27 protein-coding genes, 6 tRNA genes and 1 riboswitch are annotated in these 25,267 nt (G+C 67.6%); of the genes, 17 read left to right on the top strand and 16 right to left on the bottom strand.

The annotated features are described in order from the left end of the window. Window positions 1-4: 4 nt before the first annotated feature. Together MNQ99_RS11520 and MNQ99_RS19215 are read left to right on the top strand one after the other, a co-directional pair. Window positions 5-1,483: a site-specific integrase gene (locus MNQ99_RS11520; RefSeq protein ID WP_241913039.1), complete on the top strand. Its 1,479-nt coding sequence runs from the start codon at window positions 5-7 to the stop codon at window positions 1,481-1,483. Between the two features lie 234 nt (window positions 1,484-1,717). Beyond that, window positions 1,718-2,326: a trehalase-like domain-containing protein gene (locus tag MNQ99_RS19215; RefSeq protein ID WP_422387449.1), complete on the top strand. Its 609-nt coding sequence runs from the start codon at window positions 1,718-1,720 to the stop codon at window positions 2,324-2,326. On the opposite strand, the gene MNQ99_RS11515 is transcribed toward MNQ99_RS19215, so the two are convergent. The 7 genes from MNQ99_RS11515 to MNQ99_RS11485 all read right to left on the bottom strand — a co-directional run bounded on the left by MNQ99_RS11515 (window position 2,258) and on the right by MNQ99_RS11485 (window position 9,077). Next, window positions 2,258-3,751, bottom strand: coding sequence for an HRDC domain-containing protein (locus tag MNQ99_RS11515; protein WP_241913038.1), 1,494 nt, complete (start codon window positions 3,749-3,751; stop codon window positions 2,258-2,260). The two genes, MNQ99_RS19215 and MNQ99_RS11515, sit on opposite strands and share 69 nt — an antisense overlap. A 117-nt stretch (window positions 3,752-3,868) precedes the next feature. Further along, window positions 3,869-4,498, bottom strand: a complete 630-nt coding sequence (locus tag MNQ99_RS11510; RefSeq protein WP_241913037.1) for a DUF3000 domain-containing protein — start codon at window positions 4,496-4,498, stop codon at window positions 3,869-3,871. Window positions 4,499-4,582: 84 nt separating this feature from the next. Continuing rightward, window positions 4,583-5,650, bottom strand: a complete 1,068-nt coding sequence (locus tag MNQ99_RS11505) for a threonine aldolase family protein (protein WP_422387448.1) — start codon at window positions 5,648-5,650, stop codon at window positions 4,583-4,585. Window positions 5,651-5,698: 48 nt separating this feature from the next. Next, on the bottom strand, window positions 5,699-6,502 hold the full coding sequence (locus MNQ99_RS11500; RefSeq protein WP_241913036.1) for an SDR family NAD(P)-dependent oxidoreductase: 804 nt from the start codon (window positions 6,500-6,502) through the stop codon (window positions 5,699-5,701). Between the two features lies 1 nt (window position 6,503). Next, entirely contained in the window at window positions 6,504-7,883 is a 1,380-nt protein-coding gene (locus MNQ99_RS11495; protein ID WP_241913035.1) for a DUF6421 family protein, read from the bottom strand. A gap of 235 nt (window positions 7,884-8,118) precedes the next feature. Next, entirely contained in the window at window positions 8,119-8,559 is a 441-nt protein-coding gene (gene msrB, locus MNQ99_RS11490) for a peptide-methionine (R)-S-oxide reductase MsrB (protein WP_241913034.1), read from the bottom strand. A 14-nt stretch (window positions 8,560-8,573) separates the two neighbouring features. Next, window positions 8,574-9,077, bottom strand: coding sequence for a hypothetical protein (locus MNQ99_RS11485; RefSeq protein ID WP_127514716.1), 504 nt, complete (start codon window positions 9,075-9,077; stop codon window positions 8,574-8,576). 98 nt (window positions 9,078-9,175) lie between these two features. On the opposite strand from MNQ99_RS11485, the gene MNQ99_RS11480 reads away from it, so the two are divergent. Further along, complete coding sequence (locus tag MNQ99_RS11480) at window positions 9,176-10,426, top strand: alpha/beta hydrolase family protein (protein ID WP_241913033.1); 1,251 nt, start codon at window positions 9,176-9,178, stop codon at window positions 10,424-10,426. 322 nt (window positions 10,427-10,748) lie between these two features. On the opposite strand, the gene ybaK is transcribed toward MNQ99_RS11480, so the two are convergent. The 3 genes from ybaK to MNQ99_RS11465 all read right to left on the bottom strand — a co-directional run bounded on the left by ybaK (window position 10,749) and on the right by MNQ99_RS11465 (window position 12,688). Next, window positions 10,749-11,240 carry a Cys-tRNA(Pro) deacylase gene (gene ybaK, locus MNQ99_RS11475; protein WP_241913032.1) on the bottom strand — a complete coding sequence of 164 codons (492 nt, stop codon included), beginning with the start codon at window positions 11,238-11,240 and terminating at the stop codon, window positions 10,749-10,751. A gap of 2 nt (window positions 11,241-11,242) precedes the next feature. Next, window positions 11,243-11,710: a SufE family protein gene (locus tag MNQ99_RS11470; RefSeq protein ID WP_241913031.1), complete on the bottom strand. Its 468-nt coding sequence runs from the start codon at window positions 11,708-11,710 to the stop codon at window positions 11,243-11,245. Window positions 11,711-11,782: 72 nt separating this feature from the next. After that, window positions 11,783-12,688: a sulfurtransferase gene (locus tag MNQ99_RS11465; RefSeq protein WP_241913030.1), complete on the bottom strand. Its 906-nt coding sequence runs from the start codon at window positions 12,686-12,688 to the stop codon at window positions 11,783-11,785. A gap of 198 nt (window positions 12,689-12,886) precedes the next feature. Here MNQ99_RS11465 and zapE point away from each other — a divergent pair, with 198 nt between their 5' ends. Then, on the top strand, window positions 12,887-13,924 hold the full coding sequence (gene zapE / locus MNQ99_RS11460; RefSeq protein ID WP_241913029.1) for a cell division protein ZapE: 1,038 nt from the start codon (window positions 12,887-12,889) through the stop codon (window positions 13,922-13,924). 113 nt (window positions 13,925-14,037) lie between these two features. Here the strand turns inward: zapE and MNQ99_RS11455 are convergent, their stop codons facing one another. The 6 genes from MNQ99_RS11455 to MNQ99_RS11430 all read right to left on the bottom strand — a co-directional run bounded on the left by MNQ99_RS11455 (window position 14,038) and on the right by MNQ99_RS11430 (window position 14,950). Continuing rightward, window positions 14,038-14,286: an antitoxin gene (locus MNQ99_RS11455; protein ID WP_241913028.1), complete on the bottom strand. Its 249-nt coding sequence runs from the start codon at window positions 14,284-14,286 to the stop codon at window positions 14,038-14,040. Between the two features lie 115 nt (window positions 14,287-14,401). After that, window positions 14,402-14,476: transfer RNA gene (locus MNQ99_RS11450), tRNA-Val, on the bottom strand. A 40-nt stretch (window positions 14,477-14,516) separates the two neighbouring features. Further along, window positions 14,517-14,593 (bottom strand) — tRNA-Gly (locus MNQ99_RS11445). A gap of 35 nt (window positions 14,594-14,628) precedes the next feature. Then, window positions 14,629-14,700, bottom strand: a tRNA-Val gene (locus MNQ99_RS11440). Window positions 14,701-14,745: 45 nt separating this feature from the next. Continuing rightward, window positions 14,746-14,816, bottom strand: a tRNA-Cys gene (locus MNQ99_RS11435). Window positions 14,817-14,876: 60 nt separating this feature from the next. Further along, window positions 14,877-14,950 (bottom strand) — tRNA-Gly (locus MNQ99_RS11430). 325 nt (window positions 14,951-15,275) lie between these two features. Here MNQ99_RS11430 and MNQ99_RS11425 point away from each other — a divergent pair. The 13 genes from MNQ99_RS11425 to MNQ99_RS11365 all read left to right on the top strand — a co-directional run bounded on the left by MNQ99_RS11425 (window position 15,276) and on the right by MNQ99_RS11365 (window position 25,259). Continuing rightward, window positions 15,276-15,350: transfer RNA gene (locus MNQ99_RS11425), tRNA-Val, on the top strand. A 149-nt stretch (window positions 15,351-15,499) separates the two neighbouring features. Then, window positions 15,500-16,369, top strand: coding sequence for a cytochrome (locus MNQ99_RS11420; RefSeq protein WP_127514703.1), 870 nt, complete (start codon window positions 15,500-15,502; stop codon window positions 16,367-16,369). A 64-nt stretch (window positions 16,370-16,433) separates the two neighbouring features. Further along, entirely contained in the window at window positions 16,434-17,030 is a 597-nt protein-coding gene (gene def / locus MNQ99_RS11415) for a peptide deformylase (protein WP_241913027.1), read from the top strand. Between the two features lie 17 nt (window positions 17,031-17,047). Next, entirely contained in the window at window positions 17,048-17,977 is a 930-nt protein-coding gene (gene fmt, locus MNQ99_RS11410; protein ID WP_241915342.1) for a methionyl-tRNA formyltransferase, read from the top strand. Further along, entirely contained in the window at window positions 17,974-19,548 is a 1,575-nt protein-coding gene (locus MNQ99_RS11405; RefSeq protein ID WP_241913026.1) for an RsmB/NOP family class I SAM-dependent RNA methyltransferase, read from the top strand. Before fmt ends, MNQ99_RS11405 begins: the two co-directional genes overlap by 4 nt. Before the next feature lie 68 nt (window positions 19,549-19,616). Next, the gene (gene rpe / locus MNQ99_RS11400) at window positions 19,617-20,276 is read left to right on the top strand and encodes a ribulose-phosphate 3-epimerase (RefSeq protein ID WP_241913025.1); all 660 of its coding nucleotides are present in this window, start codon (window positions 19,617-19,619) and stop codon (window positions 20,274-20,276) included. A gap of 71 nt (window positions 20,277-20,347) precedes the next feature. Continuing rightward, a riboswitch (FMN riboswitch) is annotated at window positions 20,348-20,492 on the top strand. 110 nt (window positions 20,493-20,602) lie between these two features. After that, window positions 20,603-21,331 (top strand): nicotinamide riboside transporter PnuC, encoded by a 729-nt coding sequence (pnuC, locus tag MNQ99_RS11395; protein ID WP_241913024.1) that lies wholly within the window; start codon window positions 20,603-20,605, stop codon window positions 21,329-21,331. Beyond that, the gene (ribD, locus tag MNQ99_RS11390; protein ID WP_241913023.1) at window positions 21,328-22,416 is read left to right on the top strand and encodes a bifunctional diaminohydroxyphosphoribosylaminopyrimidine deaminase/5-amino-6-(5-phosphoribosylamino)uracil reductase RibD; all 1,089 of its coding nucleotides are present in this window, start codon (window positions 21,328-21,330) and stop codon (window positions 22,414-22,416) included. Before pnuC ends, ribD begins: the two co-directional genes overlap by 4 nt. Then, entirely contained in the window at window positions 22,417-23,043 is a 627-nt protein-coding gene (locus tag MNQ99_RS11385) for a riboflavin synthase (RefSeq protein WP_127514689.1), read from the top strand. Further along, on the top strand, window positions 23,040-23,714 hold the full coding sequence (ribB, locus tag MNQ99_RS11380) for a 3,4-dihydroxy-2-butanone-4-phosphate synthase (RefSeq protein ID WP_241913022.1): 675 nt from the start codon (window positions 23,040-23,042) through the stop codon (window positions 23,712-23,714). The genes MNQ99_RS11385 and ribB overlap by 4 nt, the downstream gene beginning before the upstream one ends. After that, entirely contained in the window at window positions 23,704-24,354 is a 651-nt protein-coding gene (gene ribA / locus MNQ99_RS11375) for a GTP cyclohydrolase II (RefSeq protein WP_241913021.1), read from the top strand. The genes ribB and ribA overlap by 11 nt, the downstream gene beginning before the upstream one ends. Before the next feature lie 55 nt (window positions 24,355-24,409). Further along, complete coding sequence (ribH, locus tag MNQ99_RS11370) at window positions 24,410-24,895, top strand: 6,7-dimethyl-8-ribityllumazine synthase (protein ID WP_241913020.1); 486 nt, start codon at window positions 24,410-24,412, stop codon at window positions 24,893-24,895. Between the two features lie 100 nt (window positions 24,896-24,995). Next, on the top strand, window positions 24,996-25,259 hold the full coding sequence (locus MNQ99_RS11365; protein ID WP_127514683.1) for a phosphoribosyl-ATP diphosphatase: 264 nt from the start codon (window positions 24,996-24,998) through the stop codon (window positions 25,257-25,259). Window positions 25,260-25,267: the final 8 nt, after the last annotated feature.

Below are 25,267 nucleotides of genomic sequence, written 5' to 3'. Positions count from 1 at the left end.
GACGGTGAGTAGGCCCCGCAAGCCGGAGGACCCGATCCGCTGGCCGGTCCCCTGCAACCGCTGCGGCCAGCACCACCAAACCGTCACACGGTGGCCCGAGGGCGGAGTCTGCGGCTACTGCTACCAGCAGGCCAAACGCACCCGCGGCATCTGCGCCTGCGGACACGAAGGCGTCCTGCCCGGCCTCATCGACACCCAACCCGCGTGCCGTCGATGCTCGGGCATACGGCTCAACGTCGACTGCTTGGCCTGCGGAGCCGAGGACGAACTTCACAGCGGCGGTCGCTGCTGGACCTGCGTCCTCGGCCATGCCGTAGATGGCCTGCTCACCGACCCGGCCACGGGAACCATGGCCAACGATCTGATCCCGCTGGCGGCGGCGCTGAAGTCGATGAAACGGGCCAACAGCGGCCTGACCTGGATCCGCCAAAATCACGTCACAGCATTCCTCCGAAACCTCGCGGTCGCACCACAGATCACCCACGAAACCTTCGACCAATTACCCGACTCACGCACCCGCGAATACGTCCGCGGGCTCCTCACAGAACACGGGGTGCTCCCCCGACGGGACGAACTCCGGATGCGCTACGACAACTGGGCAGCGCAAGCCCTCGAACGCGTGAGTGACCTGCAGAACCGTGAAGTGATCCGCCGCTACATCCGCTGGCACCACCAACGACGGATGAACCACATGGACGAAGTCAGCCGGGGAACCTTCCTGCGTGCCAAACAGGAAGTCACCGTGGCCATCGACCTCCTCAACTGGCTCACCGGCCACGGCATCAAACTGCCCGAGCTGCAACAATCCCACCTGGACGTATGGCAAGCAGAAGGGCCAACAACCCGGCGCATCGCCGAGCGCTTCCTCAAATGGGCCATCAAAACCAAAGCCGCTCCGGCACGTCTCGCCATCCTCCCGCACCGCCGCGGAACCAGTCCCAAACTCGACAAGACAGGACAGGACGACGCGCTGAACAAGGTGCTCCAACTGGACGGACTCGACGTACGGGACCGGGCCGCCGCGATCCTCATCCTCGTCTTCGGACAACAGGCCGAAAACATCGCGCGGCTGACCTGGGACGACGTGACCATCACCGAAGGCCTGGTCACCATCCGGCTCGGGACAATCCAGATCGCACTGCAGGATCCGCTGGACCTGCCGTGGCGGGAACTCGCCGAGAATCCCGGCCACAACCTAACCGCCTCACACCCGAGCACCAACTGGGTATTCCGCGGAACATCGCCAGGACGACACATCGACCCGGGTCACCTGACAGCGCGACTCCGCAGACTATTCAGCACCCGGGCGGCACGGCTCGGAACGCTCCACGAACTCACCAAACTCGCGCCCGTGGCCATCATTGCCGACGCGCTCGGCTACTCCCCGGCTACCATCGAACGCCATGCCACTGACTCGGCCGCCGCCTACACCCAATACATCGCAGCAGCAAAAACCTCCCGGCGAAACGCGCCACGTATCTAACAGGCGTTCGGCCGACACGGTCCGAACTTTCGAAAGGGCAACCTGTTAGGAGGGCTTATGGCAACGGCGGAAATTGCCTACTCCCGGCCCATGAATACCCGCGCATGCCAGTTGGAATAGTCAGTTTCTTCAGCGCGAGGGCGGACCAGAATGCGGAAGCGACATTCCTGATTATCAGGCTGCAGATGAACTGACCGCCGACTACGTCGGTTGGCACCGGCTCTGGGTGGCGTCATGAGTTCCGACACTCCGCGGCAGGCCACCGAGCAGAGCGCTGCTGCGCCCTCCCCGTTCCCGCCGATCGCGGACTATGCCTTCCTATCGAACTGCCACACGGGCGCCCTCATCGCGCCCGATGGAGGCGTCGGCTGGCTCTGCGTCCCGCGTTTCGACTTACCCAGCGTGTTCGGCACCCTGCTCGATCGCGGAGCCGGTTACTTCAGGCTAGGCCCGTTCGGGATCAACCACCCGGCAGCCCAGGCGTATGAGCCCGGCTCTAACGTCCTCTGCACGACCTGGAAGACCCCGGCGGGTTGGGTTGAGGTTCGCGACGCCTTGACAATGGGTCCGCGGGAGGGCGAGGACGAGGTCACCCCGCATACCCGACCGCCTGCCGACGACGACGCCGATCATGTGCTGGTGCGTACCGTCCGCTGCCTGGACGGCACCGGTGCCGCCGGCTGCGGAAGTTCTGGACCACCATGTGCACAGTTTGGCATAGCGGCTCGGAGATCCGCGGAAACGAGGACGCTCGCGTCCAGCCAGCGGGCCGGGTCAGGCGGGGGAACGCCTTTCGCGCCGACGGCGTCGGATCGTGCCGGCAGTTGCGCCGGCAGAGGCTGAAGTCCCGGCGGCACCGGTGGACGCTGACGGCGCGACGGCACCGGCGGCGGTACCGGCGGAAGCCCGCCGCCGCACCGAGGTGCGGGCACCGTCGTCGTTGGTGTCTTGGGGTTTCTCCTCGCGTTCCTTCACTGCCAGCGGCTCCGGGTTGGCGTAGGCATCGGCCAGCAGGCCGGCGGTGAGCTTGCGCTGCCAGGGCCGGGCGCCGAGCTCTTCCAGGGCGGCGTCCACAGTCTGTTCCGTGATGGGCTCCGGCGGACGCCACGCGGTGCGGCGAAGGTAGTCGGGGGTGAGCAGGTTCTCCACCGGCATGTCCAGCTGCTCGGCCAGGGTGGCCAAGCGGGGCCGGACGGTTTGCAGCCGGGCCGCGGCGGCCGGGTCCTTGTCCGCCCAGGAACGCGGCGGCGGGGGAGCATTGGTGGGCAGGTGCAGCGGCGGCAGTTCCGTGTGGTTTCGGGCAATGGCAATGGCAATGCAGCGCAGCCAGCGCGGGGCCTCCCGTTGGGCGGCCCGTCCGTGGAAACCGTGGGTCTCAAGCAGTTGCGGGACGGTGGCGGGCATGGCCTTGGCGGCGGCGACGACGGCGGAGTCCGGAATCAGTCTTCCCGGTGCGACGTCGCGCTTGGCGGCCAAGGCTTCGCGTTCGGTCCAGAGTTCGCGCACGGCGGCCAGCTGCCGGCGGTCGCGGATCTGGTGCAAACCGGAGGTGCGCCGCCACGGATCGACGCGCGGCGGCGACGGCGGTGCGGTGCGGACGGCCTCGAACTCCTCCAGCGCGTAGTCGAGCTTGCCGGCGTCCGCCAGCTTGGCGATCAGGGCCTCGCGGAGTTCGACCAGCACCTCGACGTCGAGGGCGGCATACCGAAGCCAGGGCTCGGGCAAGGGGCGCGTGGACCAGTCTGCGGCGGAATGCTCCTTGGCCAGGGTGAAGCCGAGCAGCGATTCGATCACCGCGGCCAGGCCCACGCGGGGCATCCCGGCGAGCCGGGCGGCCAGTTCGGTGTCGAAGAGTTTGTCCGGCCACATGCCCAGTTCGGACAGGCACGGCAGGTCTTGGGTAGCGGCGTGCAGGATCCACTCGACGCCGCGCAGCGAGTCGTTGAGCAGCTTCAGGTCGCCGAACGGCTCGGGGTCGATCAGCCAGGTACCGGCTCCCTCGCGCCGCAACTGGACCAGGAACGCCCGCTGCCCGTAGCGGAAGCCGGAGGCCCGCTCGGCATCGATGGCGACGGGTCCGGTTCCCGCGGCCAGGGCGGCGGCGGCCCGCTGCAGTCCTGGCTCGGTGGCGATGACCAGGGGGACGCCTTCGCGCGGCGCCTCGAGATGGATCAGCTGGGGAGCCTGCTCCTGGGGTTCTGCGGCGTCGTTGGAAGTGCTCTGGTCTGGGCCGTTGTGCCCGGACGCGTCCGAAGTCAAGGAGCTCATGATCCGTTCAGTTTAGGCCAGCCCTATGCGGTGGGCCGAATATATGGTGCCGGAAGCGTTCGTGTTGCCGGCCCGACGGCGGTTTTCGACGGGCTCGGCGGTTCATTGATGCGGTTCCTAATTCCGACGGCGGTTCGGCAGCGCGGTCACGCCGTCCGGCAGCGGCGGCAGGCCGGCGTAGGTGCAGACCATGTCGCTCCAGGCCTCCAAGTGGGAGCGGATGTCGGCGGAGGCCGGCGTCCAGGAAGCACGCAGCTCGATGTCGATCGAGTCCTGCCGGCCGCTGAGCGTGCCGTAGCTCTCGGACAGGATGCGGGTGGCGGTCCCCCCGGCGTTGCGATACGGGGCCCCGTGGTTCTCCAAGGCCTCCACCAGCCAGTCCCACGCAACCGAGCCGAGCATGGTGTCGTTGCCCATATCCGCGTCCAGTTCGGCCCGGATATAGGTGACAATCCGGAAGGTGCCGTCCCAGACCGGCGAGCCCTCCGGATCGTACAGCAGGATGAACCGCCCGGTGGCCAGTTCCTGCGGCTCGGCGGTCTGCAATTCAGTGACCACGGGTCCGTGCAGCGGCCGGGGGCCGGGCTGGGCGGTCACCTCGGCGCCGAGGGCCACGGCGAACGGGGCCAACCGCGAGGGAGCCGGGATTTCCTCCAGCTTCAGTTCGTTCCGGCACTGCGCTTGGCGCAAAGCCGACAGCGCCCGCAGGAACTCAGGCGGCACTGCTGAGAGATCAATCGCACTCACAGTGCCAGATTAGGCCTGACGCCGCGTGACGTCAGGCAGGCGCGCCGGAAAAGCCGGGGCAACCGGGCACAACGCCGAACCGGGCTAGGAGAGCTCGCTCCGGATGGCCGCCGCGAAGGCGTCGATGTCCTCTTCGGTGGTGTCGAACGAGCACATCCAGCGGACCTCGCCGCGGGATTCGTCCCAGTCGTAGAAGCGGAACTTCTGCCGCAACCGGTCGGCCACGCCCGGCGGCAGGGCGGCAAACACCGCGTTGGACTGGGTGGGCTGGGTCAGCGAGAGCCCGGTGGTGCCCTCGACGGCGGCGCGCAGCCGGGCCGCCATGGCGTTGGCGTGGGAGGCAGAGCGCAGCCACAGGTCGCCGTCGTACAGGGCGATGAGCTGGGCCGAGATGAACCGCATCTTTGAGGCCAGCTGCATGTTCATCTTGCGCAGGTAGGGCAGGCCGTGGGCCGCGTCGGGATTCAGCACCACCACGCATTCGCCGTAGAGCAGGCCGTTCTTGGTGCCGCCGAGCGAGAGGATGTCCACGCCGGCGTCGGTGGTAAAGCTGCGCAGGTCGGTGCCCAGCGCGGCGGCCGCATTGGAGAGCCGGGCCCCGTCCATGTGCAGCTTCATGCCGCGCTCGTGCACATGGTCGGCGATCGCCCGGATTTCCTCAATGCTGTAGAGCGTGCCGAGTTCGGTGCTCTGCGTGATGGAAACGGCCAGCGGCTGTGCGCGGTGTTCGTCGCCCCAGCCCCATGCCTCGCGGTCGATCAGCTCGGTGGTGAGCTTGCCGTCCTCGGCCGGCACGGACAAGAGCTTGATCCCGCCGACGCGTTCGGGCGCGCCGTTCTCGTCCACATTGATGTGGGCGGTGGCGGCGCAGATGACGGCGCCCCAGCGCGGCAGCAGCGACTGCAGCGACAAGACGTTCGCGCCGGTGCCGTTGAACACCGGGAACGCCTGGGCAGCCTCGCCGAAGTGGCTTGCAATCACCTGCTGCAGCCGGGCGGTGTACGCGTCCTCGCCGTAGGCGACCTGGTGCCCGGTGTTGGCATGGGCCAGCGCCGTCAGGATCTCCGGGTGCACGCCGGAGTAGTTGTCGGAGGCAAAGCCGCGCAGATCGGTGTCGTGCAGGGAGCCGGAAAGCAAGGGGGAATCAGTCACGTGTTTCAGTATTCCTTAATCAGTGGTTGCCGTCACAGCGAGCACGCATCAGGCCAACCGGATATGTGCTCCGTTGAGCAGGGCCGCGTCCAGGACGAACAGTGCGGCGGCCGCCCGGCCCAGGTCCGCCACGTCGGTGAAACCGGGGAACGACTTCGCCGGGTCGGCCCGGCGCATGGAATCATCCACCAACGCTTTGACCGCCAATACGACGGCGGCGGAGCGCTGGGGGACGGGATCCACCTTGCGCCCGGATTGGCTCCGACGGAAGCCGTCGGCCACCGAGAGCATCCAGCTCTCCGCGGCGGCCTTGGCAGCGGCGTAGTTGGCGCCGGAGGCGGTGGGGGATTCGGTTGCGGTGGCCGAGACAATGGCCACCCGGCCGGACCCGGACGCTTCGAGCTGTGGGTAAAAGGCGCGGGTGGTGTTCCGCAAAGTGGTGATCAGCTGCGCGTGCAGGAAGTCCCAGTCGTCGTCCGACTGGCCGGTCAGGCCCTTGCCGCCGCGCCAGCCGCCGACCAGATGGACCAGGCCATCGGCGCCGCCGTGCTCTGCGGCAATCGAGCCGGCCAGCCCTTCGACTGCCGCGCGGTCGGCGAGGTTGCACTCGAAGGAGGCAACGGCGTCGTTCTTCCCGTAGGCGGCGGTCAGCCGGTCCCTGTTGCTGCCCACCGCCAGCACGGTGGCACCGGCGCCGGTCAAGGCTGCGGTGACGGCCTGGCCGGAGGCACCGGAGGCACCGGCCACCACGACTTTCAGCCCGGCAAGCCCGCCGGGGCCGGGCGCGGCGCCCAGCAGCTGGTCGGCGCTGGCGGGCGCCTCGCCGCTGCCGGACTGCGGACCGCCGGCCATCTCAGGCCGCCTCGCCGGTAATCCCGGAGGTGGACTCGATCACCGGCTTCATCTTCCGGGACAGCGCCTCATAGAACATGGACAGCGGGAACTCGTCGTCCATCACCTGGTCGGTCACCTCGCGCGGCAGCCCGGTGAGCGGGAGCGCGTCGGGACCCTTGGCCCATACCGACGCCGGATGCGGGGTCAGCGTCTTGGTCAGCATCTGGTACGCGGCCAGCCAGTGGGCCACCTTGGGCCGGTCGATGGAACGCCAGTAGAGTTCCTCGATCTCGTGGCCCAGGGCCACCACGGCGTCCGCCACGTTGTCCCAGTCGATGGAGAGCTTGCCGTCCGTCCAGTGCAGCACCCGGTGCTGGTGGAGCCAGGCGAACAGCAGTTGGCCGCCCAGGCCGTCGTAGTTGCGCACCCGGTTGCCGGTGATGGCGAAGCGGAAGATCCGGTCGAAGATCACCGCGTACTGCACCAGCTGGGCGTGCTTGCGGACCTCGTCGGATGCCTTGACGTCGTGGGACAGGCGCACGGATTCCCGGAACGCCGTCAGGTCGCAGCGCAGTTCCTCCAGCGAGTACAGGAAGTACGGCATCCGCTGCTTGATCATGAACGGGTCGAACGGCAGGTCGCCGCGCATGTGCGTGCGGTCGTGGATCAGGTCCCACATCACGAACGTTTCCTGCGTCAGCTGCTGGTCATCCAGCAGCGCCGCGGCCTCGTCCGGCAGCTGCAGCGAGGTGATCTCGGCGGCGGCGCGGACCACGGTGCGGAAGCGGGCTGCCTCGCGGTCGGCGAAAATGGCGCCCCAGGTGAAGACCGGGGTTTCGCGCACCGCCACGGTCTCCGGGAAGAGCACGGCGGAGTTGGTGTCATAGCCGGCCGTGAAATCCAGGAAGCGGATGGGCACGAACAGTTTGTTGGAGTAGGCGCCGGCCTCCAGTTCGCCGATGAAGTCGGGCCAGATGACTTCGATCAGCACGGCCTCCACCAGCCGGTCGCTGCTGCCGTTCTGGGTGTACATCGGGAAGACCACCAGGTGCTGCAGCCCGTTGACCCGGTGCTGCTGCGGCTGGAAGGCCAACAGCGAGTCGAGGAAGTCCGGAACGCCGAATCCGCCGTCGCGCCAGGTGCGGAAATCCGCGGCCAGCTTGTCCAGATAATCGGCGTCGTGTTCGAACAGCGGCGCCAGCTGATTGATGGCCTCGACGATGGCGTCCGTGTGCCGGGCCGCCGCCGGCTTGTTGCTGTCGTCCGGAACGGAGCCGTCGCGAACCTGGAGGATGCGCAGTTCGGTGGCGGCCGCCTTGAGCCGCAGCCAGGCGGGGTGCTGTGCCGGGTTGCCCTGCAATGTGCTGTGGGAATTGGAGCGCGTGGGGGTGATGGTCATCGTTGCCTCGCCTTTCCGTCGGCCGGGCAGGTCCCGGCAAGCTGCTGAAGTATGTAGCGAGCGTAGCAACGCAACAGCCACACTTATTTCAAAACGGCCGATAGGTAAGCAAGTGTAATGCTCGGTGCTACAGACAGGCCACAATGACGAAGCCCGGCTCGCGCTGGCCGGGCTTGATCACGGCCGGGGACGACGAGGCGTGCCGGCCTTCGAGAGAAGGGAGGGTGCTTGGGCGCTACTCTGCATCCTTGGGCTGCTCTGCGTCCTTCAACGTCAGGGAGACAGAGTTGATGCAGTAGCGCTGGTCCGTGGGGGTTTCGTAACCTTCGCCCTCGAACACATGGCCCAGGTGCGAATTGCAGTTGGCGCAGCGGACCTCAATCCGCTCCATGCCCAGCGTACCGTCCCGCAGGTAGCGGACGGTTCCCTCGGCCAGCGGCGCCCAGAAGGACGGCCAGCCGCAATGCGAGTCGAACTTCTCCTTGCTGGTGAAGAGCTCCGCCCCGCAGGCGCGGCAGCTGTAGGTGCCTTCGGTGTGGCTGTCCCAGTACTCACCCGTGTACGGGCGCTCGGTGCCGGCCTCGCGGAGCACGTGGTATTCCTCCGGGCTCAGTTCGCGCCGCCACTCGTCGTCGCTCTTGGTCACGGGGAACTGGCCGGTTTCTGTGTTGCTCATATTCTCTCCAACGCTCACGAGTCGCCAATGTATCCCGAGCCCGAGTACAGGTGCAGCACGGGAATGCCCAGCTTCTCCTGTGCCCGGTTGGCCCAGTCGGTGTGGAAGGTATCGGAAATGGCATGCGGCCGGGTGATGACCACCGCCCGGTCCGCCGAATGCGCGCCAACGTACGCCACCAAGGCGGACACGCCGTCGTCCTCCACAATGTCCACCGTGCCCTTGAAGCCGCCCTCTTCCAGCATCTTCACCGACAGGCGCTTGGCCTCGGCGGCCTCAAGCCGGGCCTCGTCCGGATCCGGCTGGCCCTGGGCCAGTTCGCGGAACGCGGTGCCGACCTCCAGCATGCTCAGCCGTTCCAGGAAATCCAGCAGCAGGTTCCGCTTGGTGTCCTCGGGAATCAGTACCCGGAAGGTTGTCTGTTCGGCGACGGTCTGCTCACCAGCCAGCCAACCTAGGTTCTGCAGGTCGGATTCGTTCAGCGGTTCCTCGGTCAGCACCACGATGGTTTCCGTCATGTGCCCAGCCTAATCAGCAGCCCAACCGCTCACAACAAACCGGCACGCCGACGGCCTGCCGGTTAGCGGTCTACGGCGGCACCGGCAAGAATGGAGCCATGGCTGTGTTCGAACGTTCTCCCCGGTCCGGGAACATTTCCGCCGGCACCGGCACCGGCACCGGCACCGGCACCCTGCCCAGGGCGCGCTGGCTGCTGCTGGGGGCAGTGGCCGGAGCCACCGCGGGATCGGTCCTGGCCGGCGCGACGTCCGGCCTGGCCTCCTACTTTGCCCGCCAGGTGCTGACTCCGGTCCGCGAGCATGTCCAGGATCTGGAGATCCTGGCCGTCGTCGGAACCTGGCCGGAGCAGGAAATCATCCTGCCGGCCACCTTGGACACCACCGCGCCGGGCGTCTACAGCGTCTATTTCGACGGCGGGCGCGGCGTGGCACGGGTGGGGGAGGTGACGTCCTACTCGCCGCGGGAAGGCACCGTCCAGCGCACGGTCGAGCAGGTCTACACCGGCGATCTCGCCGCAGCCACGCGCGGCTGGTGGGGCGGTGCCGCCTACCCTGACCCGGCCGCCGTCGGGCTGGCCAACGAGGAAGTGCAGATCGAGGTGGACGGCGGCACCGCACCAGCCTGGCTGATCCGCGCCGAGTCGGAGGCCAGCACGTGGGCCATCATGGTGCACGGCCGCGGAGCTTCCCGGGCGGAGGGCGTGCGTGCCGTGCGTGCCATCCGTGAACTGGGACTGACGTCGCTGCTGATTTCCTACCGGAACGACGGCGAGGCCCCCTCCGCGCCGGACCGCCGCTATGGGCTGGGCATGACGGAATGGCGCGACGTGGAGGCGGCGATCCGTTTTGCACTGGCGAACGGCGCCCAGGATGTTGTGCTGGTGGGCTGGTCGATGGGCGGGGCGATCAGCCTCCAGGCCGCTGACCAGTCGCTCTACCGAAGCCGAATCCGGGCGCTGGTGCTGGACGCCCCGGTGATTGACTGGACCGATGTGCTGGCGCACCAGGCACGGCTGAACCGGATTCCGGATGCGGTGGGGCAGTTCTCGCAGTGGCTGATCTCGAACAAGGCTGGGCGGCTGCTGACCGGGCTGGCTGCTCCGCTGGACCTGAAGATGATGAACTGGGTGGCCCGGGCCGACGAACTCCGGGTGCCGACGCTGATTGTGCACAGCGAGAACGACGACTTTGTGCCGTACGGGCCGTCCGCGGCCCTGGCGGAGAAGAACCCGCTGGTCACCTTCGAGCGTTTCAGCGGGGCCGGGCATACCCGGGAATGGAACGTGGACCCGGAACGCTGGGAGCGCGTGGTCGCGTCCTTCCTGAGCCGTGTACTGGGGCGAAGCTGATCCTGCAACGCATTTTCTGATCCTGCACCACCCCATCTTCGACGTCACGTGGGCGCGGGTAGCCTGTTGCGTGCCGGCCCATCGCGGCGTCCATGGTTGGACGCCCGGCGCCATTCAGCCGGCGCCACATAGGGCAGGGGATGTCCAGCCGCTCTGATGCTCGGCTCTCGGCGCCCTCGGGTTTCCGCGCCTCACGTCTCGGAGCATGAGGGTTGCTTGCCGGATGAGCTCCAATGTGGCGCCGAGTGTTCAGGACCAGTCGAGGCGCATTCCGTTATCAGCGTTGCGCCCCGGTGGGGACTGCCAGTTGCCTCAGCAAGCGCTAGCCGGTCTTGATTGGCGCGACGGCGGCCTGGGTCAGCGCCACCAAGTCGTCCGGCGCAATTTCGACGTCCAGGCCGCGGCGTCCGCCGGACACCAGGATGGTGGCGAAGCCCGGTGCGGTGGAGTCCAGCACCGTGGGGCTGGCCTGTTTCTGCCCGAGCGGTGAGATGCCGCCCAGCACATACCCGGTGCGCCGCTGCGCCACCTGAGGATCGGCCATGGCGGCCCGCTTGCCGCCCAAGGCAGCAGCGAATTTCTTCAGGTCCAGGCTGGAGCTGACCGGCACGACGGCGACCGCCAGCGAACCGTCCAGCGTGGCCATCAGCGTTTTGAACACCCGCGCCGGATCCATGCCCAGCGCCTCGGCGGCCTCCAAACCGAAACTGGACGCCGAGGGGTCGTGGGTATAACTGTGCAGCACATGCGGAACCCCCGCCCGCTGCAGCAGCGTGGTGGCGGGGGTTCCGGCGGATGGTTTGTGCTTGGCCACGCTCAGGTCGAGGCTGCGCGCAGCTGCCGGGCCTCGGAGATCAGGCGCTTGATCCGGAACAGCATGGCGGACATGCCGCGGATCCGCAGCGGCGTGATCGCACGGGTCAGGCCCAGATGCTCGGCGATGTCATCCGGTACTGCCAGGATCTGCTGGGCCGGAAGCCCATTGAGCCCCTCGTGCAGCACCGAGGCGAAGCCGCGGGTGGTCGGAGCCTCCGGCGGGGCCGAGAAGTAGATCTGCACATCCTGGTCCGGGTTGTCGCCCAGTTCCAGCGTGAGGAAAAGCGGCGACTGGCACTCCACTACCTGCTCCAGCAGTTCCGGATGCCCGGCGAAGCGTTCCGGCAGCTCCGGCAGTTCGCGGGAGAATTCCAGCAGCAATTGCAGCCGTTCGGCCTCGGTGACCGCCTGGAAATCGTCAATTATCTCGGCCAGCGGTTCGGGAATGGTCTGGGGCGACACAGTCATCAGGTTACGTTGCGCTCTCTGGGGGATTTTCTAAGTTGTCATTGTTAACGCTCAGCGGCGGACGGCTATTCCTCAGCGGGCCGCAGCGGGGAGCTGTCCGGGCTGGTCGCCCTTGACGATCGGCACCCGCACCGCGTTGCCCCATTCGGTCCACGAGCCATCGTAGTTCCGGACCGTGTCGAAGCCCAGCAGGTGCTTGAGCACGAACCAGGTGTGGCTGGAGCGTTCGCCAATCCGGCAGTACGCCACCACGTCGTCGCCCGGCTTCAGGCCGGCATCGCCAAGGTAGATGGCTTCGAGCTCTTCACGCGTGCGGAACGTGCCGTCGTCGGCCGCGGCCCGCGCCCACGGGACGGACGCCGCCGTCGGGATGTGGCCGCCGCGCAGCGCGCCTTCCTCCGGGTAGGCCGGCATGGTGGTGCGGAGGCCGGAGTATTCCTCGGGGGAGCGGACGTCCACCAGCGGCTTGCCGAAGTGGTCCAGCACATCATGGAGGAAGGCGCGGATCGGCGCGTCGTCACGTTCGATGACAGGATATTCCACCGGTGCCGGCTGCGGCACCTCGGTGGTGAGTTCGCGGCCTTCCGCTATCCACTTGTCGCGGCCGCCGTCAAGCAGCCGCACGTCCTCGTGGCCGAACAGGGCGAAGACCCAGAGCGCATAGGCTGCCCACCAATTGCTCTTGTCGCCGTACAGCACCACGGTGGTATCGCGGCTGATGCCCTTGGAGCCCAGGAGCGCGGCAAAGCCTTCCCCGTCCACGTAGTCGCGAGTGTCCGGGTCATTCAGGTCGGTGTGCCAGTCGATCTTCACGGCTGACGGAATGTGCCCGGTTTCATACAGCAAGATGTCTTCGTCTGACTCCACTACCACCAGCCCTTCCGTGCCCAGGTTGTCCGCCAACCACTGCGTGGAGACCAGACGGTCGGGGTTGGCGTAGGCGGCGAACTTCTCGTTCTGCTCAGCGGCAATGGGCATGGCAAAACCTTTCCGTAGCGTGCAGGGGCCGTGCAAGACGGCGCGGGACTTCTGTTTAGCCTAACCACCGGAGCCGGCAAAAGCTTCCGGGCCGACACCAACTGCCCCTGATCGGCGCGTGTAGCGTATCGTTTTGCTGGCGGCATTCCGTCCGCCATGTCGCCAAACCCATGTCAGGAAAGCAGCGGTAAGCTTCACGTGCCCAAGATTGAACAGCTTTCACGCCGGACCCCCAAGGTGTCCGTGGACGAACTGCTGGCGGGCCTGCACCCGTCGCCGCGCTTCGGCGAAGTGTCCTTTGCCAGCTACCGTCCGGACCCGGCCCAGCCGTCCCAAGCCGCGGCCGTCAAGGCGCTGCAGCACTTTGCCGCTGCCGTCGACCGGCCCAAGCCGAAGGGCTTGAAGAAGCTGTTTGGCGGCGCCAAGCCGGAAAGCCGCGCCGGCATCTACCTGGACGGCGGCTTCGGCGTCGGCAAGACGCACCTGCTCGCCTCACTGTGGCACGCGGTGGATGGGCCGAAGGCCTTCGGCACCTTCGTCGAGTACACCAACTTGGTTGGCGCACTATCCTTCCGTAAAACCGTGGAAGCCCTCAGCAGCTACCGCTTGGTCTGCATCGACGAATTCGAACTGGATGATCCGGGCGACACCGTGCTGATGTCGCGGCTGATGCGGGAGCTGGCCGACGCCGGGGTCAAGCTTGCCGCCACGTCCAATACCTTGCCGGGTTCGCTGGGGGACGGTCGCTTCGCCGCGGTTGACTTCCAGCGCGAGATCCAGGTGCTGGCAGACCAGTTCGATGTCATCCGCGTGGACGGGGAAGACTACCGGCACCGCGGATTGCCGGCCGCTCCGGAACCGCTCAGCAACCACGATCTCAAGCGCCGGCTGCATGATTTCGACGGCAAGGTGGTGGCCGCGGACGAATTTTCCGACCTCGTCAACCATTTGGAGGGCGTGCATCCCAGCCGCTACCGCCAGTTCCTCGACGGCGTGGATGCGGTGGCCTGGCACAACGTGCACACCATTTCCGAACAGGCCGTGGCCCTGCGGTTCGTGGTGCTGGCCGACCGCCTGTATGACAAGGACGTGCCGATCATCGCCAGCGGAGTGCCGTTCGATCAACTGTTCACGCCGGAAATGATGTCCGGCGGCTACATGAAGAAGTACTTCCGGGCGGTGTCCCGTCTGACCGCGCTGGCCCGTGAGGGCCAGGCCGGCGAAGCCGCGGCGTAGGTCGTTCACGAAGCCGTAGTTTCTCAACGTCCCTTAGCGAAGAGTTCGCTTAACGAAGAAGGGCGCCGGCCCCGCCTCCCGGCGGTCCGGTGCCCTCCATGGCGTGCTAAGGACTAGTTGGACGAGGTGTTCCCGTCGGACGGCGCCTGGCCACCCGTGCCGCCGAATGAGTCGACTAAACCGGATGCCTTGGCCTGCAGGCCGTCTACCCGCTTGGAATACTTACCGTCGGTCTTGGTGTCGATGTAATCACCGACGTTGCCGACGGCACCCTTGATCGTGTCAGAGTTTTCTCCCACGAGACCGGCTGCCTTGTCCTTGAGTGCTCCTGCCCTGCCCTTGAGCTCGTCAAATAACGACACTGGCACCTCCTTTCCGACGGGGGGCCCTTCGCCCCTGCCATTCCATCGTAGGCACTTCACGGCGGGTGCTCAATAGTTTAAATAACAAAGGCTCCCGCTGAGGGGAGCCTTTCGATGGTGGGCGATACTGGGATCGAACCAGTGACCTCTTCCGTGTCAGGGAAGCGCGCTACCGCTGCGCCAATCGCCCCGGTCTGCCCGAGGCGGGCACTGGAGGAAATGAAGAAAAATGGAGCGGACGACGGGATTCGAACCCGCGACATCCACCTTGGCAAGGTGGTGCTCTAGCCAGCTGAGCTACGTCCGCGCGAAACTGTTCCGGATCACTCCGGCCTGTTTCAGTGGGCGATACTGGGATCGAACCAGTGACCTCTTCCGTGTCAGGGAAGCGCGCTACCGCTGCGCCAATCGCCCGTGATCTCTCACGAGATGTTTGCCTGCTTGCCGTGCCACCGCACGAGGTGGGGACGGGATTCGAACCCGCGTATACGGCTTTGCAGGCCGCTGCCTCGCCTCTCGGCCACCCCACCGCGCCTATGGGCAATTACCCTAGGACCGGCCAGCGACGCTGGCACAAACAGTGACTTGCGAGCGGACGACGGGATTCGAACCCGCGACATCCACCTTGGCAAGGTGGTGCTCTAGCCAGCTGAGCTACGTCCGCAGAAGTTATCCATCACTTTGACCGCGAACTGTTCGTGGAACCGCTCGCGGCGTTGTTGTGATTTCCAACGAGTAAAAACTCTATAGGACGTTTCCCGCTTCGTCCAATCGGCGCCACCGGCGAGTGAAACGTCAGTGCAACCAGGGCGTCCAATCCACGACGGCGGTGCGCGCCGAGGGGGTCATCGCGCCTCTGGTTCACCGCAGAGGCGCGATGCGGGCGCCGCCATGCCGGCCGTCCGGCCGGCGATTTTTGATTCTCCGGACCTGTGGGCTAGCATTTCTACACGTTGCAGGAAGCGTTCGGCGCATCCGCAGCACCTAGGGGGCGATTGGCGCAGTGGTAGCGCGCTTCGTTCACACCGAAGAGGTCACTGGTTCGAACCCAGTATCGCCCACCACATCACAAGCATCCCGGCCAGGCAGCAGCCCGGCCGGGATGCTTGTTTTGGGTCACCGCAGGGCACACGGAAGGCCGGCGTCGCAGCGGATGAGCCTTAGCCGTGGACTGCGGACCAGAACCGTCAGTGGAACCTGAGAAGATCTCTTTATGACTGCACCACTCCTTGCGCATGCCACCGCCAACGGCCGGATGTACGCGCGCTCCACCTCGGAGCCGCCGTCGGTCCCCTCCATCACCACGGTGATCGCGCAGGAACCGACCACCCTGGACGGCTGGTTTGCCCACATGGCGGCCACGTCACTCGCCTCCGACGCCAGATTGGCCGAAGCCGCCGGAAATCCGGGGCGGCTGCGGACGCTGGCGAAAGAAGCCACGCTGGCGGCCGACCGCTACCGGGACGCGGCGGCGCTGCGCGGCGACCGGGTGCACGGGTACTGCGAACAGGTGGCGCTGCGGGCGCTGGATAAGGACCATGACGTCGCCGGCGCCCGGGAGGCACTGAAGGCAAACGGCGAAGAAGCGTTCGCCGACAGGTTCGACGAGTGGTGGCAGCTCTACTCGGTGGAGCCTATAGCTCCGGAGATTACTGTCTGGAACCAGGAAGTGGGGTACGCCGGCACCCTGGACCTGGTGGCCCGGATCGCCGGCCGTACCTGCCTGATTGACTTCAAGACCAAGGGGACGGACCGTAACGGCCAGGTCAAAGCGCTCAATGACAAAGTGGTCATGCAGTTGGTGGCGGGCATGAAGGCCCAAGAGTCCTTGGTGGACGGCGTGGCGGGAAGCTGGGAGCCGTGGGCGTACGGCGACGATCCGTTGCTGTTGGGGGTGGCGATCGGCGAGACTGAAGTCCGGCCCATGCGGGCCAACCCTGAGGTGCTCCGCTGGCACTGGTACCGGTTCTGCTCGCTGCGGCGTGCCTGGGAGACGCATCTTCAGGTATCGGAAGCCGGCCGCGCCCTGCTGCCGGTCGCGCCTCCGGCACCGGCCCTGCAGGCGGCCCAGCCGGCCCACTAAACTGGACCGGAACTTAACAACTTTCGCCCGCCGCCTACGCGGCAGCAGTGAGGACAAGAACTACATGGCGATCCTGAGCATCCGGATTATCGGCGACCCCGTCCTGCGGACCAAGGCGGAACCGGTGACCGGGTTTGGGCCGGAACTGGCCAAGCTGGTGGCGGACATGGACGAGACCATGGAGGACGTCGACGGCGCAGGGCTGGCCGCACCGCAGATTGGCGTCAGCCTGCGGGTCTTCACCTTCCGCGTGGGTGGCCAGCGGGGCCACGTGGTCAACCCGGTGCTTGAGCTCAGCGACGACTTTCAAGAGGACGTGGCCGAAGGCTGCCTGTCCATCCCCGCGCTGGGCTATCCGGTGCGCCGGCGCCGTTGGACGCGGGTGACGGGCCAGGACATACACGGCAACCCGGTGGAGTACGAGGGCGACGGCATGCTGGCCCGCTGCTTCCAGCACGAGACAGACCATCTCGACGGGATCCTCTACATCGACCACCTCACCGGCGAGGACCGGAAGAACGCGCTGCGTTCCATCCGCAATGCGGGCTATAACGAAGTGGCCGGTGAAACCCAGGCCCAGCGGGCCGCAAACGTCGGTTCCGGCTTCAGCCGCGGTCCGGCAGCGGCACGCACCGGTTCCTTCGGGCAGCCGCTGGCATGACCGACAGCGGCAGCGGCTTGCGCGTACTTTTCGCCGGCACGCCGGGCGTGGCGGTGCCGTCCCTCGACCGGCTAGTCCAGGACGGGTTCGAGATCGTGGCGGTGCTCACCCGTGAAGATGCGCCCGTGGGCAGGAAACGCATCATGACTCCTTCGCCGGTGGCGGCCCGCGCCGTCGAACTGGGGGTGCCGGTGATCCGGGCCAACCGGATTGACCAGGGCACCATGGACGCCATCCGGGCAGCCGCTCCGGACGTGGCGGCCATCGTGGCCTATGGCGGCCTCGTCCCGGAAACAGCCCTCGGCATCCCGGAACATGGCTGGATCAACCTGCACTTCTCGCTGTTGCCCGCCTGGCGCGGTGCGGCACCGGTGCAGCACGCCGTCATCCACGGCGACGATGTCACGGGCGCCTCCACCTTTCTGCTGGAAAAGGGGCTGGATACCGGCCCGGTCTACGGCACGCTGACCGAGGCGCTGCGCCCGGAGGACACCAGCGGCGAGGTGCTGGAAAGACTCTCCCGCAGCGGCGCCGTGCTGCTGTCCCAAACCCTCGCGGCCGTCGGCGCAGGGAATGCCGCGGCCGTGGCGCAGTCCGGCGATGTCAGTCTGGCGCCCAAGCTGTCCTTGGAGGACGGGCACATCGATTGGCGGCAGCCGGCGCTGGCCATCCGCCGCCGGATCAATGGTGTGACGCCCGAGCCCGGTGCCTGGACCATGCTCGATGGGCAGCGATTCAAGCTGGGACCGGTACGGCCGCGGCCGGAGACTCGGGATGTGCCGCCGGGGATGGTCAGGTTGTCCGGCGGATCCTCGGCGTCCGCCCTGGTGGGTACCGGCTCCCACGCACTTGAGCTGGACAAGGTCCAGCCGGCAGGTAAAAAAATGATGGATGCTGCAGACTGGGCCCGCGGGCTTGGGCAACGTGAGGATGTGCGCTTCGAATGAACGGCCGGAATGAAGGCGGCCGGAACAGCGGCCGCGGCAACAACGAGGGACGCGGCCGACAGGGCGGCGGGGGCCAGGGGAGCGGACGACGTGATGCTGCCGGGCGGGAGCGTAACCGCGGCGGAACCCGGCACTACTCGCAGTCGGCTCCATCGCAGCGGTCGAGGACGGCAGATCCGGCCCGGCTGGCCGCTTTCGAGGTGCTGCGCGCGGTGGAACGGGACGACGCGTATGCGAACCTGGTGCTGCCGGCGAGCATCCGCAAACACCGGCTGGACAAGCGGGACGCCGGTTTCGCCACGGAATTGGCCTACGGTGCCTTGCGCGGCCTGGGCACTTACGATGCCATTCTCGCCCGCTGCGTCGACCGTCCACTGGATCAGCTGGACCCCGCGATCCTTGATGCGCTGCGCCTGGGCGCCCACCAGCTGCTGGCCATGCGGGTGCCGGCACATGCCGCCCTGGACCAGACCGTCAGCCTGGCCCGCGCGGTGATCGGCGCCGGGCCGGGCTCGCTCATCAATGCCGTGCTGCGCAAGGTGACCGCGCACGACCTCAGCGGCTGGACCGCCGAGCTGACGGCGGGGGAGACGGACCCGGTCAGGGCCGCAGCCTTGGAACACAGCCACCCGGAATGGATCGTCCGGGCCCTGCGGCAGTCGCTGGCCGCCCATGGCCGCAGCGTGGACGAATTGGAAGACCTGCTGGCCGCCGACAACGCCGCGCCTGTGGTGAACCTGGTGGCACTGCCCGGACTGGGCACGTTGGACGAGGCGGTCGAGGCAGGGGCTGAGCCCGGGGATCTTGTCGAAGGCTCCGCCCTGTATGCCGGCGGCGACGTCGGCCGGCTGGCCAGCGTCCGGGCCGGAACCACCCGTGTCCAGGACGCCGGCTCCCAACTGGTGGCCCGTGCCTTGGCCGCGGCAGCCCCGGCAGCGCCGGGCGAGCGCTGGCTCGATCTCTGCGCCGGCCCGGGTGGGAAAGCGGCCCTGCTCGCTGCGCTGGCCGCCAAGCAGGGTGCCACGCTGTTGGCCAACGAAGTAGCCGTGCACCGAGCCGAGTTGGTCCGCAAGGCACTGGCGCCGGTCCCTGCGGACGTTTGGGAGATCCGCACCGGAGACGGCCGCGAGGTCGGCGACCAGTATGCGGGCCAGTTCGATCGGATCATGGTGGACGCGCCCTGCACCGGCCTGGGAGCCCTCCGGCGCCGGCCGGAATCCCGCTGGCGCCGGAAGCCGTCCGACGTTGCCCAGTTGGGGCCGTTGCAGCGTGAACTGCTCGAAGCCGCCGTCGCGGCCGCGAAGCCGGGCGGCCTGATCGCCTATGTGACGTGCTCCCCGCACCCGGCGGAGACGACGGCGGTGGTCGCCGACCTGCTGCGCCGTCACCCCGGGCTGAAACTGCTGGACACGTCCGCCGTCCTCGACGGCGTCAGCCTCCCGGGCCATCTGGAAGCAGGACAGCCTGGCGGGGACACGGTCGGACGGGACGGCGGGACCACCGCGCAACTCTGGCCGCACCGCCACGGCACCGATGCCATGTTCATGGCCCTGCTGCGCAGAAGCAACTGATCCGCACCGGATCAAGCCGCACAGGTTCCCCCACTCCAACAACACCTCGACAGGCAGGTAAGCATCCGATGGCACATTGCTGCATCAACCCCAGCATCCTCTCGGCTGATTTCGTCAACCTCGAAGCCGAACTGCAGCGCATCAGTACCGCCGATGCGGTGCATGTGGATGTGATGGACAACCATTTCGTGCCTAACCTGACCATCGGACTGCCGGTGGTGCAGCGGATCCAGGAAGTCAGCAGCCTGCCCTTGGACGCGCACCTGATGATTGCCGATCCCGACCGGTGGGCACCGGCCTATGCCGAGGCCGGCATCGAATCGGTGACTTTCCATGTGGAAGCGGCGAAGGCGCCGGTACGGCTGGCCCGGGAACTGAGGTTCCATGGAGCCAAGGCGGGCATGGCACTCAAGCCGGCCACCGCCGTCGAGCCGTATCTCGATCTGCTGCCCGAGATGGACCTGCTGCTGATCATGACCGTTGAACCGGGCTTCGGCGGCCAGGCGTTTTTGGATGTGACGCTGCCCAAGATCCGCAAGGCGGCGAACGCGGTGGCTGGATCCGGGCTGCCGGTGGCCATCCAAGTGGACGGTGGCGTCACCGAAGAGACGATTGTGCGGGCAGCCGAGGCCGGTGCCACGGTTTTTGTTGCCGGCTCCGCCGTCTACGGCCAGACGGATCCTGAGCAAGCGATCGCCTCGCTGCGGGCCGCTGCCAAGGTGCTGTGAGCGCTGTTACACGATGTGACGGGAATGCGGGAACCCTTGCAGCAGTTATGAGAGCATAGTTACGCAAACACAACGTGCTCCGGGGTCGGTGTAAGTCCGAACCGGCGGTTATAGTCCGCGACCCGTTGCCGAAGGTTCCACCCGGAACTCGAGGCCACGGTTGAACCGGTGGAATTCCGGTACCGACAGTTAAAGTCTGGATGGGAGAAGCACGTACAGGTGGCAGCAATGGGCCACGGGGTACGGTCACTGACCGTTTAAGCCCGGGTGCCCGGACCTACCGCACTGTCGTTCCCCCGGAGCCGCCGCGGCTCGAAAGGAACGGCATGGATTTTCTGCGGTGGCTCTTTGAAGCTCAGATTCCCGTTGCCGGCAGCTCACTGCTGCTGCGCGAAGTTCTGGGAAACATTTTTGGACTCCTCAGCGCCCTCGGCGGCATGCGCCGAAAAGTATGGGCTTGGCCGGTGGGCATCATCGGCAACCTGCTGCTGCTGACGGTCTTCCTCGGCTCGCTGTTCGGCTCCGCCAGCACGGCCAACCTGCTGGGACAGGCAGGCCGGCAGATCATGTTCATCGCGGTGGCCGTGTACGGCTGGAACCGCTGGCGCGCCGCACGCAACGGCACCGGCAGCGCCATCACCCCGCAGTGGGCCGGCGCCAAGGCGCGTGTGGGCCTGGTCGCGGCGCTGCTCTTGGGCACTGTCGCCCTGACCCCGGTCTTCGCTGCCTTGGGTTCCTACGAGCCGGTGTGGGCCGATGCATGGACGTTCGTCGGTTCACTGCTGGCCACCTACGGCATGGCCCGCGGCTGGGTCGAATTCTGGCTGATCTGGGTCGCGGTGGACATTGTGGGCGTGCCGCTCCTGTTCAGCGCCGGCTACTACGCGAGCGCCTTCATGTATCTCTTCTACGGCGGCTTCACCCTGGTTGGATTCTTCGTCTGGTGGCGGGCCAATGCACTGGCCAAGCCCGAGGTGCAGACGCTGCACCCCGATCCGCGGATCGGGCAGCCGGCACAGGCCGGCGGCGGCGACGAGCCGGTGCGTGTGCCATGAGCCTGCCTGCCCCTGGCATCAGCCAGCAATTTTCGACGGCGGAGCAGCGCGGCATGGAGTTGGCGCTCCAGGCCGCCGGGCAGGGGGTTCGCGGCGCGAATCCCTTGGTGGGTGCGGTGATCATCGACCCGCGCGGCGAGGTGGTCAGCACCGGATACCACCGGGGAGCGGGCACGCCGCACGCCGAAGTGGATGCGCTGGCCAACGTGCCGTCAGGCCGCGAAGCGGAGCTGGCAGACTGCACCATGCTGGTGACCCTGGAGCCGTGCAATCACCGCGGCCGGACCGGCCCGTGCTCGGGCGCCATCCTGGAAGCCGGCATCGGCTCGCTGGTTTACGCTGCGGCCGACCCCACCGACCAGGCGGCCGGCGGAGCGCAGCGGCTGGCCGCAGCCGGCGTCGCCGTGCGCACCGGCATGATGCCGCAGCGGGCCCAGGAACTGAACCACCGCTGGTTCCAGGCCCGGCGCGAAGTCCGACCGTTCACCACGCTGCACATCGCGCAGAGCGTGGACGGGCTGATCGCTGCAGCAGACGGCACCAGCCAATGGATCACCGGGGAGGAAGCCCGGGCCGACAGCCACGGCATCCGCTCCCGCGCGGATGCGATCATCGCCGGGAACGGAACCATCGCCGCGGACAACCCCCGGCTGACCGCTCGGGACCGGGCCGGGGCCGAGACGCCCGGCCAGCCGCTGCGCGTGGTGATGGGGCGCCGGAAGGTGCCCGCAGACGCTGCAGTCCGCGGCACCGATGGCCGTTTCCTGCAACTGGCCACGCACGATCCCGCCGAAGTATTGGCCGAACTGGCCGGCCGTGGCGTCGGCCACGCCATGATCGAAGGCGGAGCCACCATCGCCTCGGCCTTCCTGCGCGCCGACCTGATCGATGAACTGGTCCTCTACCTGGCACCGCTGATGCTCGGTGCCGGCACCCGCGCGGTGGCCGACCTCGGCATCGGCACACTGGCCGAGGCAAGCCGGTGGCGCTGGGATAACGCCGGCGGCAGTGCCCGCACCCTGGGCGCTGACCTGCGCCTGCACCTTGAACCTCTGCCGTTCCGCGGCACCCAGAAAGGCAAGTGAATGTTTACCGGAATCATCGCCGAACAAGGGCGGGTTGAATCGCTGGACCTGAGTCCAGCCACCGACAGCGCCGTGCTGACCTTCACCGCGCCCCGGACGGCACCCGGCCTCGGGCTCGGCGGGTCGATCGCCGTCAACGGCGTGTGCCTCACGGCCGTTGCCCTGGATGGCAGCCGGGTCAGCGTGGACGTGATGGGCGAGACGCTGACCCGCACCACCACCGGCTCGCTCCAGCCGGGGCAGACCGTCAACCTGGAACGCTGCGTGCCGGCCGGCGGGCGGTTGGACGGCCACGTGGTCCAAGGTCATGTGGACGGGGTGGGCGCGCTGGCTGAACGCGAGGACCTGGGCGACTGGGAACGGCTGCGCTTCACCGTTCCGCTGGAGCTGGCCCGCTACATCGCGGAGAAAGGGTCCATCGCCGTCGACGGCGTCTCGCTGACGGTCACCTCGGTCAGCGATGCCGCGGCGGAGACGCAGTTCTTCGAAGTCGGCCTGATTCCCACCACGCTGGCCGACACCGGACTGGGCGCCAAGCAGCCCGGCGACACGGTGAACCTGGAAGTGGATGTCCTGGCCAAGTACGCCGAGCGGCTGCTGGCCTTTACCCCGGGAGCCCGCTCATGAGCGCCGCGGTGGAGCCGCGGATCGCGCTGGACACCATCGAAGCAGCCGTGGCGGCGATCGCCGCGGGCCGCGCCGTCGTGGTTGTTGATGACGAGGACCGGGAAAACGAAGGCGACATCATCTTCGCCGCAGACGCCGCCACCCCGGAGCTGATGGGCTGGACCATCCGCTACACGTCGGGTGTCATCTGCGTGCCGCTCGCGGCGGCCCGCGCCGACGCACTCGGGCTGCCGCCGATGGTTGAGGTCAACCAGGACGCCAAGGGCACGGCCTACACGGTGTCCTGCGATGCCGCCGCCGGCGTGACCACCGGGATTAGTTCCGCGGACCGTGCACGCACCGCGTCGGTGCTCGCTGCGGCGGACAGCACCGCCGCGGACTTGACCCGGCCCGGCCATGTTTTTCCCCTGCGCGCGGTCGACGGCGGAGTGCTGGCGCGGCGCGGCCACACCGAGGCGGCCGTGGACCTGTGCCGCCTGGGCGGGCGGGCGCCGGTCGGTGTCATCGCCGAGCTGGTGCACGACGAGGGAGACATGATGCGGCTGCCGGCCCTGCGGGCATTCGCCGACGAGCACAACTGTCCGCTGGTCTCGATTGAGGACCTCGCGAACTACCTGTCCGCGGCACCGGCCCGGACGTCCCTCTCGAAGGCGGAGCACCGTGGCCACTGACGACATCCGCGAAAAGGCGCCGGCGGCAACGGTCGAGGCCGGCCCGTCGGTTCAGCTGCCCACCGGCTTCGGCAACTTCATGGCGCAGGCCTGGACGGATGCCGCCACCGGCGTGGAGCACCTGAGCATCACCTCCCCGGTCCGGCCGGCGGCCGAGCCGCTGGTCCGGTTGCACTCCGAATGCCTGACCGGGGATGTGTTCGCGTCCTACCGCTGCGACTGCGGCGAACAATTGGAACAGGCGCTGGCGCTGATCGGCGAACAAGGTGGAACCGTCCTGTACCTGCGCGGCCAGGAGGGGCGCGGCATCGGACTGGCCAACAAAATGCGGGCCTATGCCCTGCAGGAGGCCGGCGCCGACACCGTGGAGGCCAATGAGCAGTTGGGTCTGCCCGTGGATGCGCGGGACTATTCGGCCGCGGCCGCCATCCTGCGCGCCATGGGCATCGGCGCCATCCGGCTGCTGAGCAACAACCCGGCCAAGAGCGTGACGCTGGCAGCCCTGGGCATCGAGGTGGTGGAGATGGTGACCGCCGAAGTTCCCTTCCGCGAGCAGAACCGCCGCTACCTGGAGACCAAGCGGGACCGGATGGACCACCGGCTGGCCGTCCTGCAGACCACACCGGTGCAGCAGAGCTGACGCCTGCGCCCCGGCCACACATTCATTACCGACAAGACATTCACGAAGGAAGAACATGAGCGGACACGGAGCCCCAGTCATCGACATCACCGGCTTGCAGGAGGCGACCGGCGGGCTGAAGCTCGCCATCGTCGCAGCCAGCTGGCACACCCAGATCATGGACGGTCTGGTCGACGGCGCGCTGCGCGCGGCCGCCGAGGCGGGGATCGAGGACCCTGCCGTGGTCCGCGTGCCCGGCGCGTTCGAGCTGCCCGTGGCGGCCGCCCGCCTGGCTCCGCACTTTGACGCAGTGGTGGCGCTCGGCGTCGTGATCCGCGGGGGCACGCCGCACTTCGAGTACGTGTGCCAGGCCGCCACGGAGGGCCTGACCAATGTCAGCGTCCGGACCGGCAAGCCGGTGGGCTTCGGCGTGCTTACCTGCGATACGGAGCAGCAGGGCCTGGACCGTGCCGGCCTGGAGGACTCCACCGAGGACAAAGGGCACGAAGCGGTCACCGCGGCCCTGGCAACCGCGGCCACCCTCCGGGGCCTCGGCGTTTGAGCGGGAACTTTGAGCGGACGGCCCGGCGCGCCGGAGGGGTTCGTCACAATGGGGACGGCGGTTTGTCGCCGTCCCGCGCTCCTGACGTAGGCTAAAGGGCGTGAAATCCTTCGAATCCCTGTTTGCGGAACTGAGCGACAAGGCGCAGCAGCGCCCGGAGGGCTCCCGTACGGTAGCCGAGCTGGATTCCGGCATCCACGGGATCGGAAAAAAGGTCGTCGAAGAGGCCGCCGAAGTGTGGATGGCAGCCGAATACGAATCCGACGAAGCCGCCGCCGAGGAAATCTCCCAGCTGCTGTACCACCTGCAGGTCCTGATGATCGCCAAGGGACTGCAGCTGGAGGACGTCTACAAGCATCTGTAGCGGGACGC

Source organism: Arthrobacter sulfonylureivorans (assembly GCF_022637435.1).
In the GTDB taxonomy this organism is placed as follows: Bacteria; Actinomycetota; Actinomycetes; order Actinomycetales; family Micrococcaceae; genus Crystallibacter; species Crystallibacter sulfonylureivorans.
This window is presented reverse-complemented; position numbering and strand designations above follow the sequence as displayed.

Coding starts and splice junctions, on each gene's coding strand:
- MNQ99_RS19215 (WP_422387449.1), top strand. CDS start 1,718: ATGAGTTCCGACACTCCGCGGCAGGCCACCGAGCAGAGCGCTGCTGCG.
- MNQ99_RS11515 (WP_241913038.1), bottom strand. CDS start 3,751: ATGAGCTCCTTGACTTCGGACGCGTCCGGGCACAACGGCCCAGACCAG.
- MNQ99_RS11500 (WP_241913036.1), bottom strand. CDS start 6,502: ATGGCCGGCGGTCCGCAGTCCGGCAGCGGCGAGGCGCCCGCCAGCGCC.
- MNQ99_RS11495 (WP_241913035.1), bottom strand. CDS start 7,883: ATGACCATCACCCCCACGCGCTCCAATTCCCACAGCACATTGCAGGGC.
- msrB (WP_241913034.1), bottom strand. CDS start 8,559: ATGAGCAACACAGAAACCGGCCAGTTCCCCGTGACCAAGAGCGACGAC.
- MNQ99_RS11485 (WP_127514716.1), bottom strand. CDS start 9,077: ATGACGGAAACCATCGTGGTGCTGACCGAGGAACCGCTGAACGAATCC.
- MNQ99_RS11480 (WP_241913033.1), top strand. CDS start 9,176: ATGGCTGTGTTCGAACGTTCTCCCCGGTCCGGGAACATTTCCGCCGGC.
- MNQ99_RS11470 (WP_241913031.1), bottom strand. CDS start 11,710: ATGACTGTGTCGCCCCAGACCATTCCCGAACCGCTGGCCGAGATAATT.
- MNQ99_RS11465 (WP_241913030.1), bottom strand. CDS start 12,688: ATGCCCATTGCCGCTGAGCAGAACGAGAAGTTCGCCGCCTACGCCAAC.
- MNQ99_RS11420 (WP_127514703.1), top strand. CDS start 15,500: ATGACTGCACCACTCCTTGCGCATGCCACCGCCAACGGCCGGATGTAC.
- def (WP_241913027.1), top strand. CDS start 16,434: ATGGCGATCCTGAGCATCCGGATTATCGGCGACCCCGTCCTGCGGACC.
- MNQ99_RS11405 (WP_241913026.1), top strand. CDS start 17,974: ATGAACGGCCGGAATGAAGGCGGCCGGAACAGCGGCCGCGGCAACAAC.
- rpe (WP_241913025.1), top strand. CDS start 19,617: ATGGCACATTGCTGCATCAACCCCAGCATCCTCTCGGCTGATTTCGTC.
- pnuC (WP_241913024.1), top strand. CDS start 20,603: ATGGATTTTCTGCGGTGGCTCTTTGAAGCTCAGATTCCCGTTGCCGGC.
- ribD (WP_241913023.1), top strand. CDS start 21,328: ATGAGCCTGCCTGCCCCTGGCATCAGCCAGCAATTTTCGACGGCGGAG.
- MNQ99_RS11385 (WP_127514689.1), top strand. CDS start 22,417: ATGTTTACCGGAATCATCGCCGAACAAGGGCGGGTTGAATCGCTGGAC.
- ribB (WP_241913022.1), top strand. CDS start 23,040: ATGAGCGCCGCGGTGGAGCCGCGGATCGCGCTGGACACCATCGAAGCA.
- ribH (WP_241913020.1), top strand. CDS start 24,410: ATGAGCGGACACGGAGCCCCAGTCATCGACATCACCGGCTTGCAGGAG.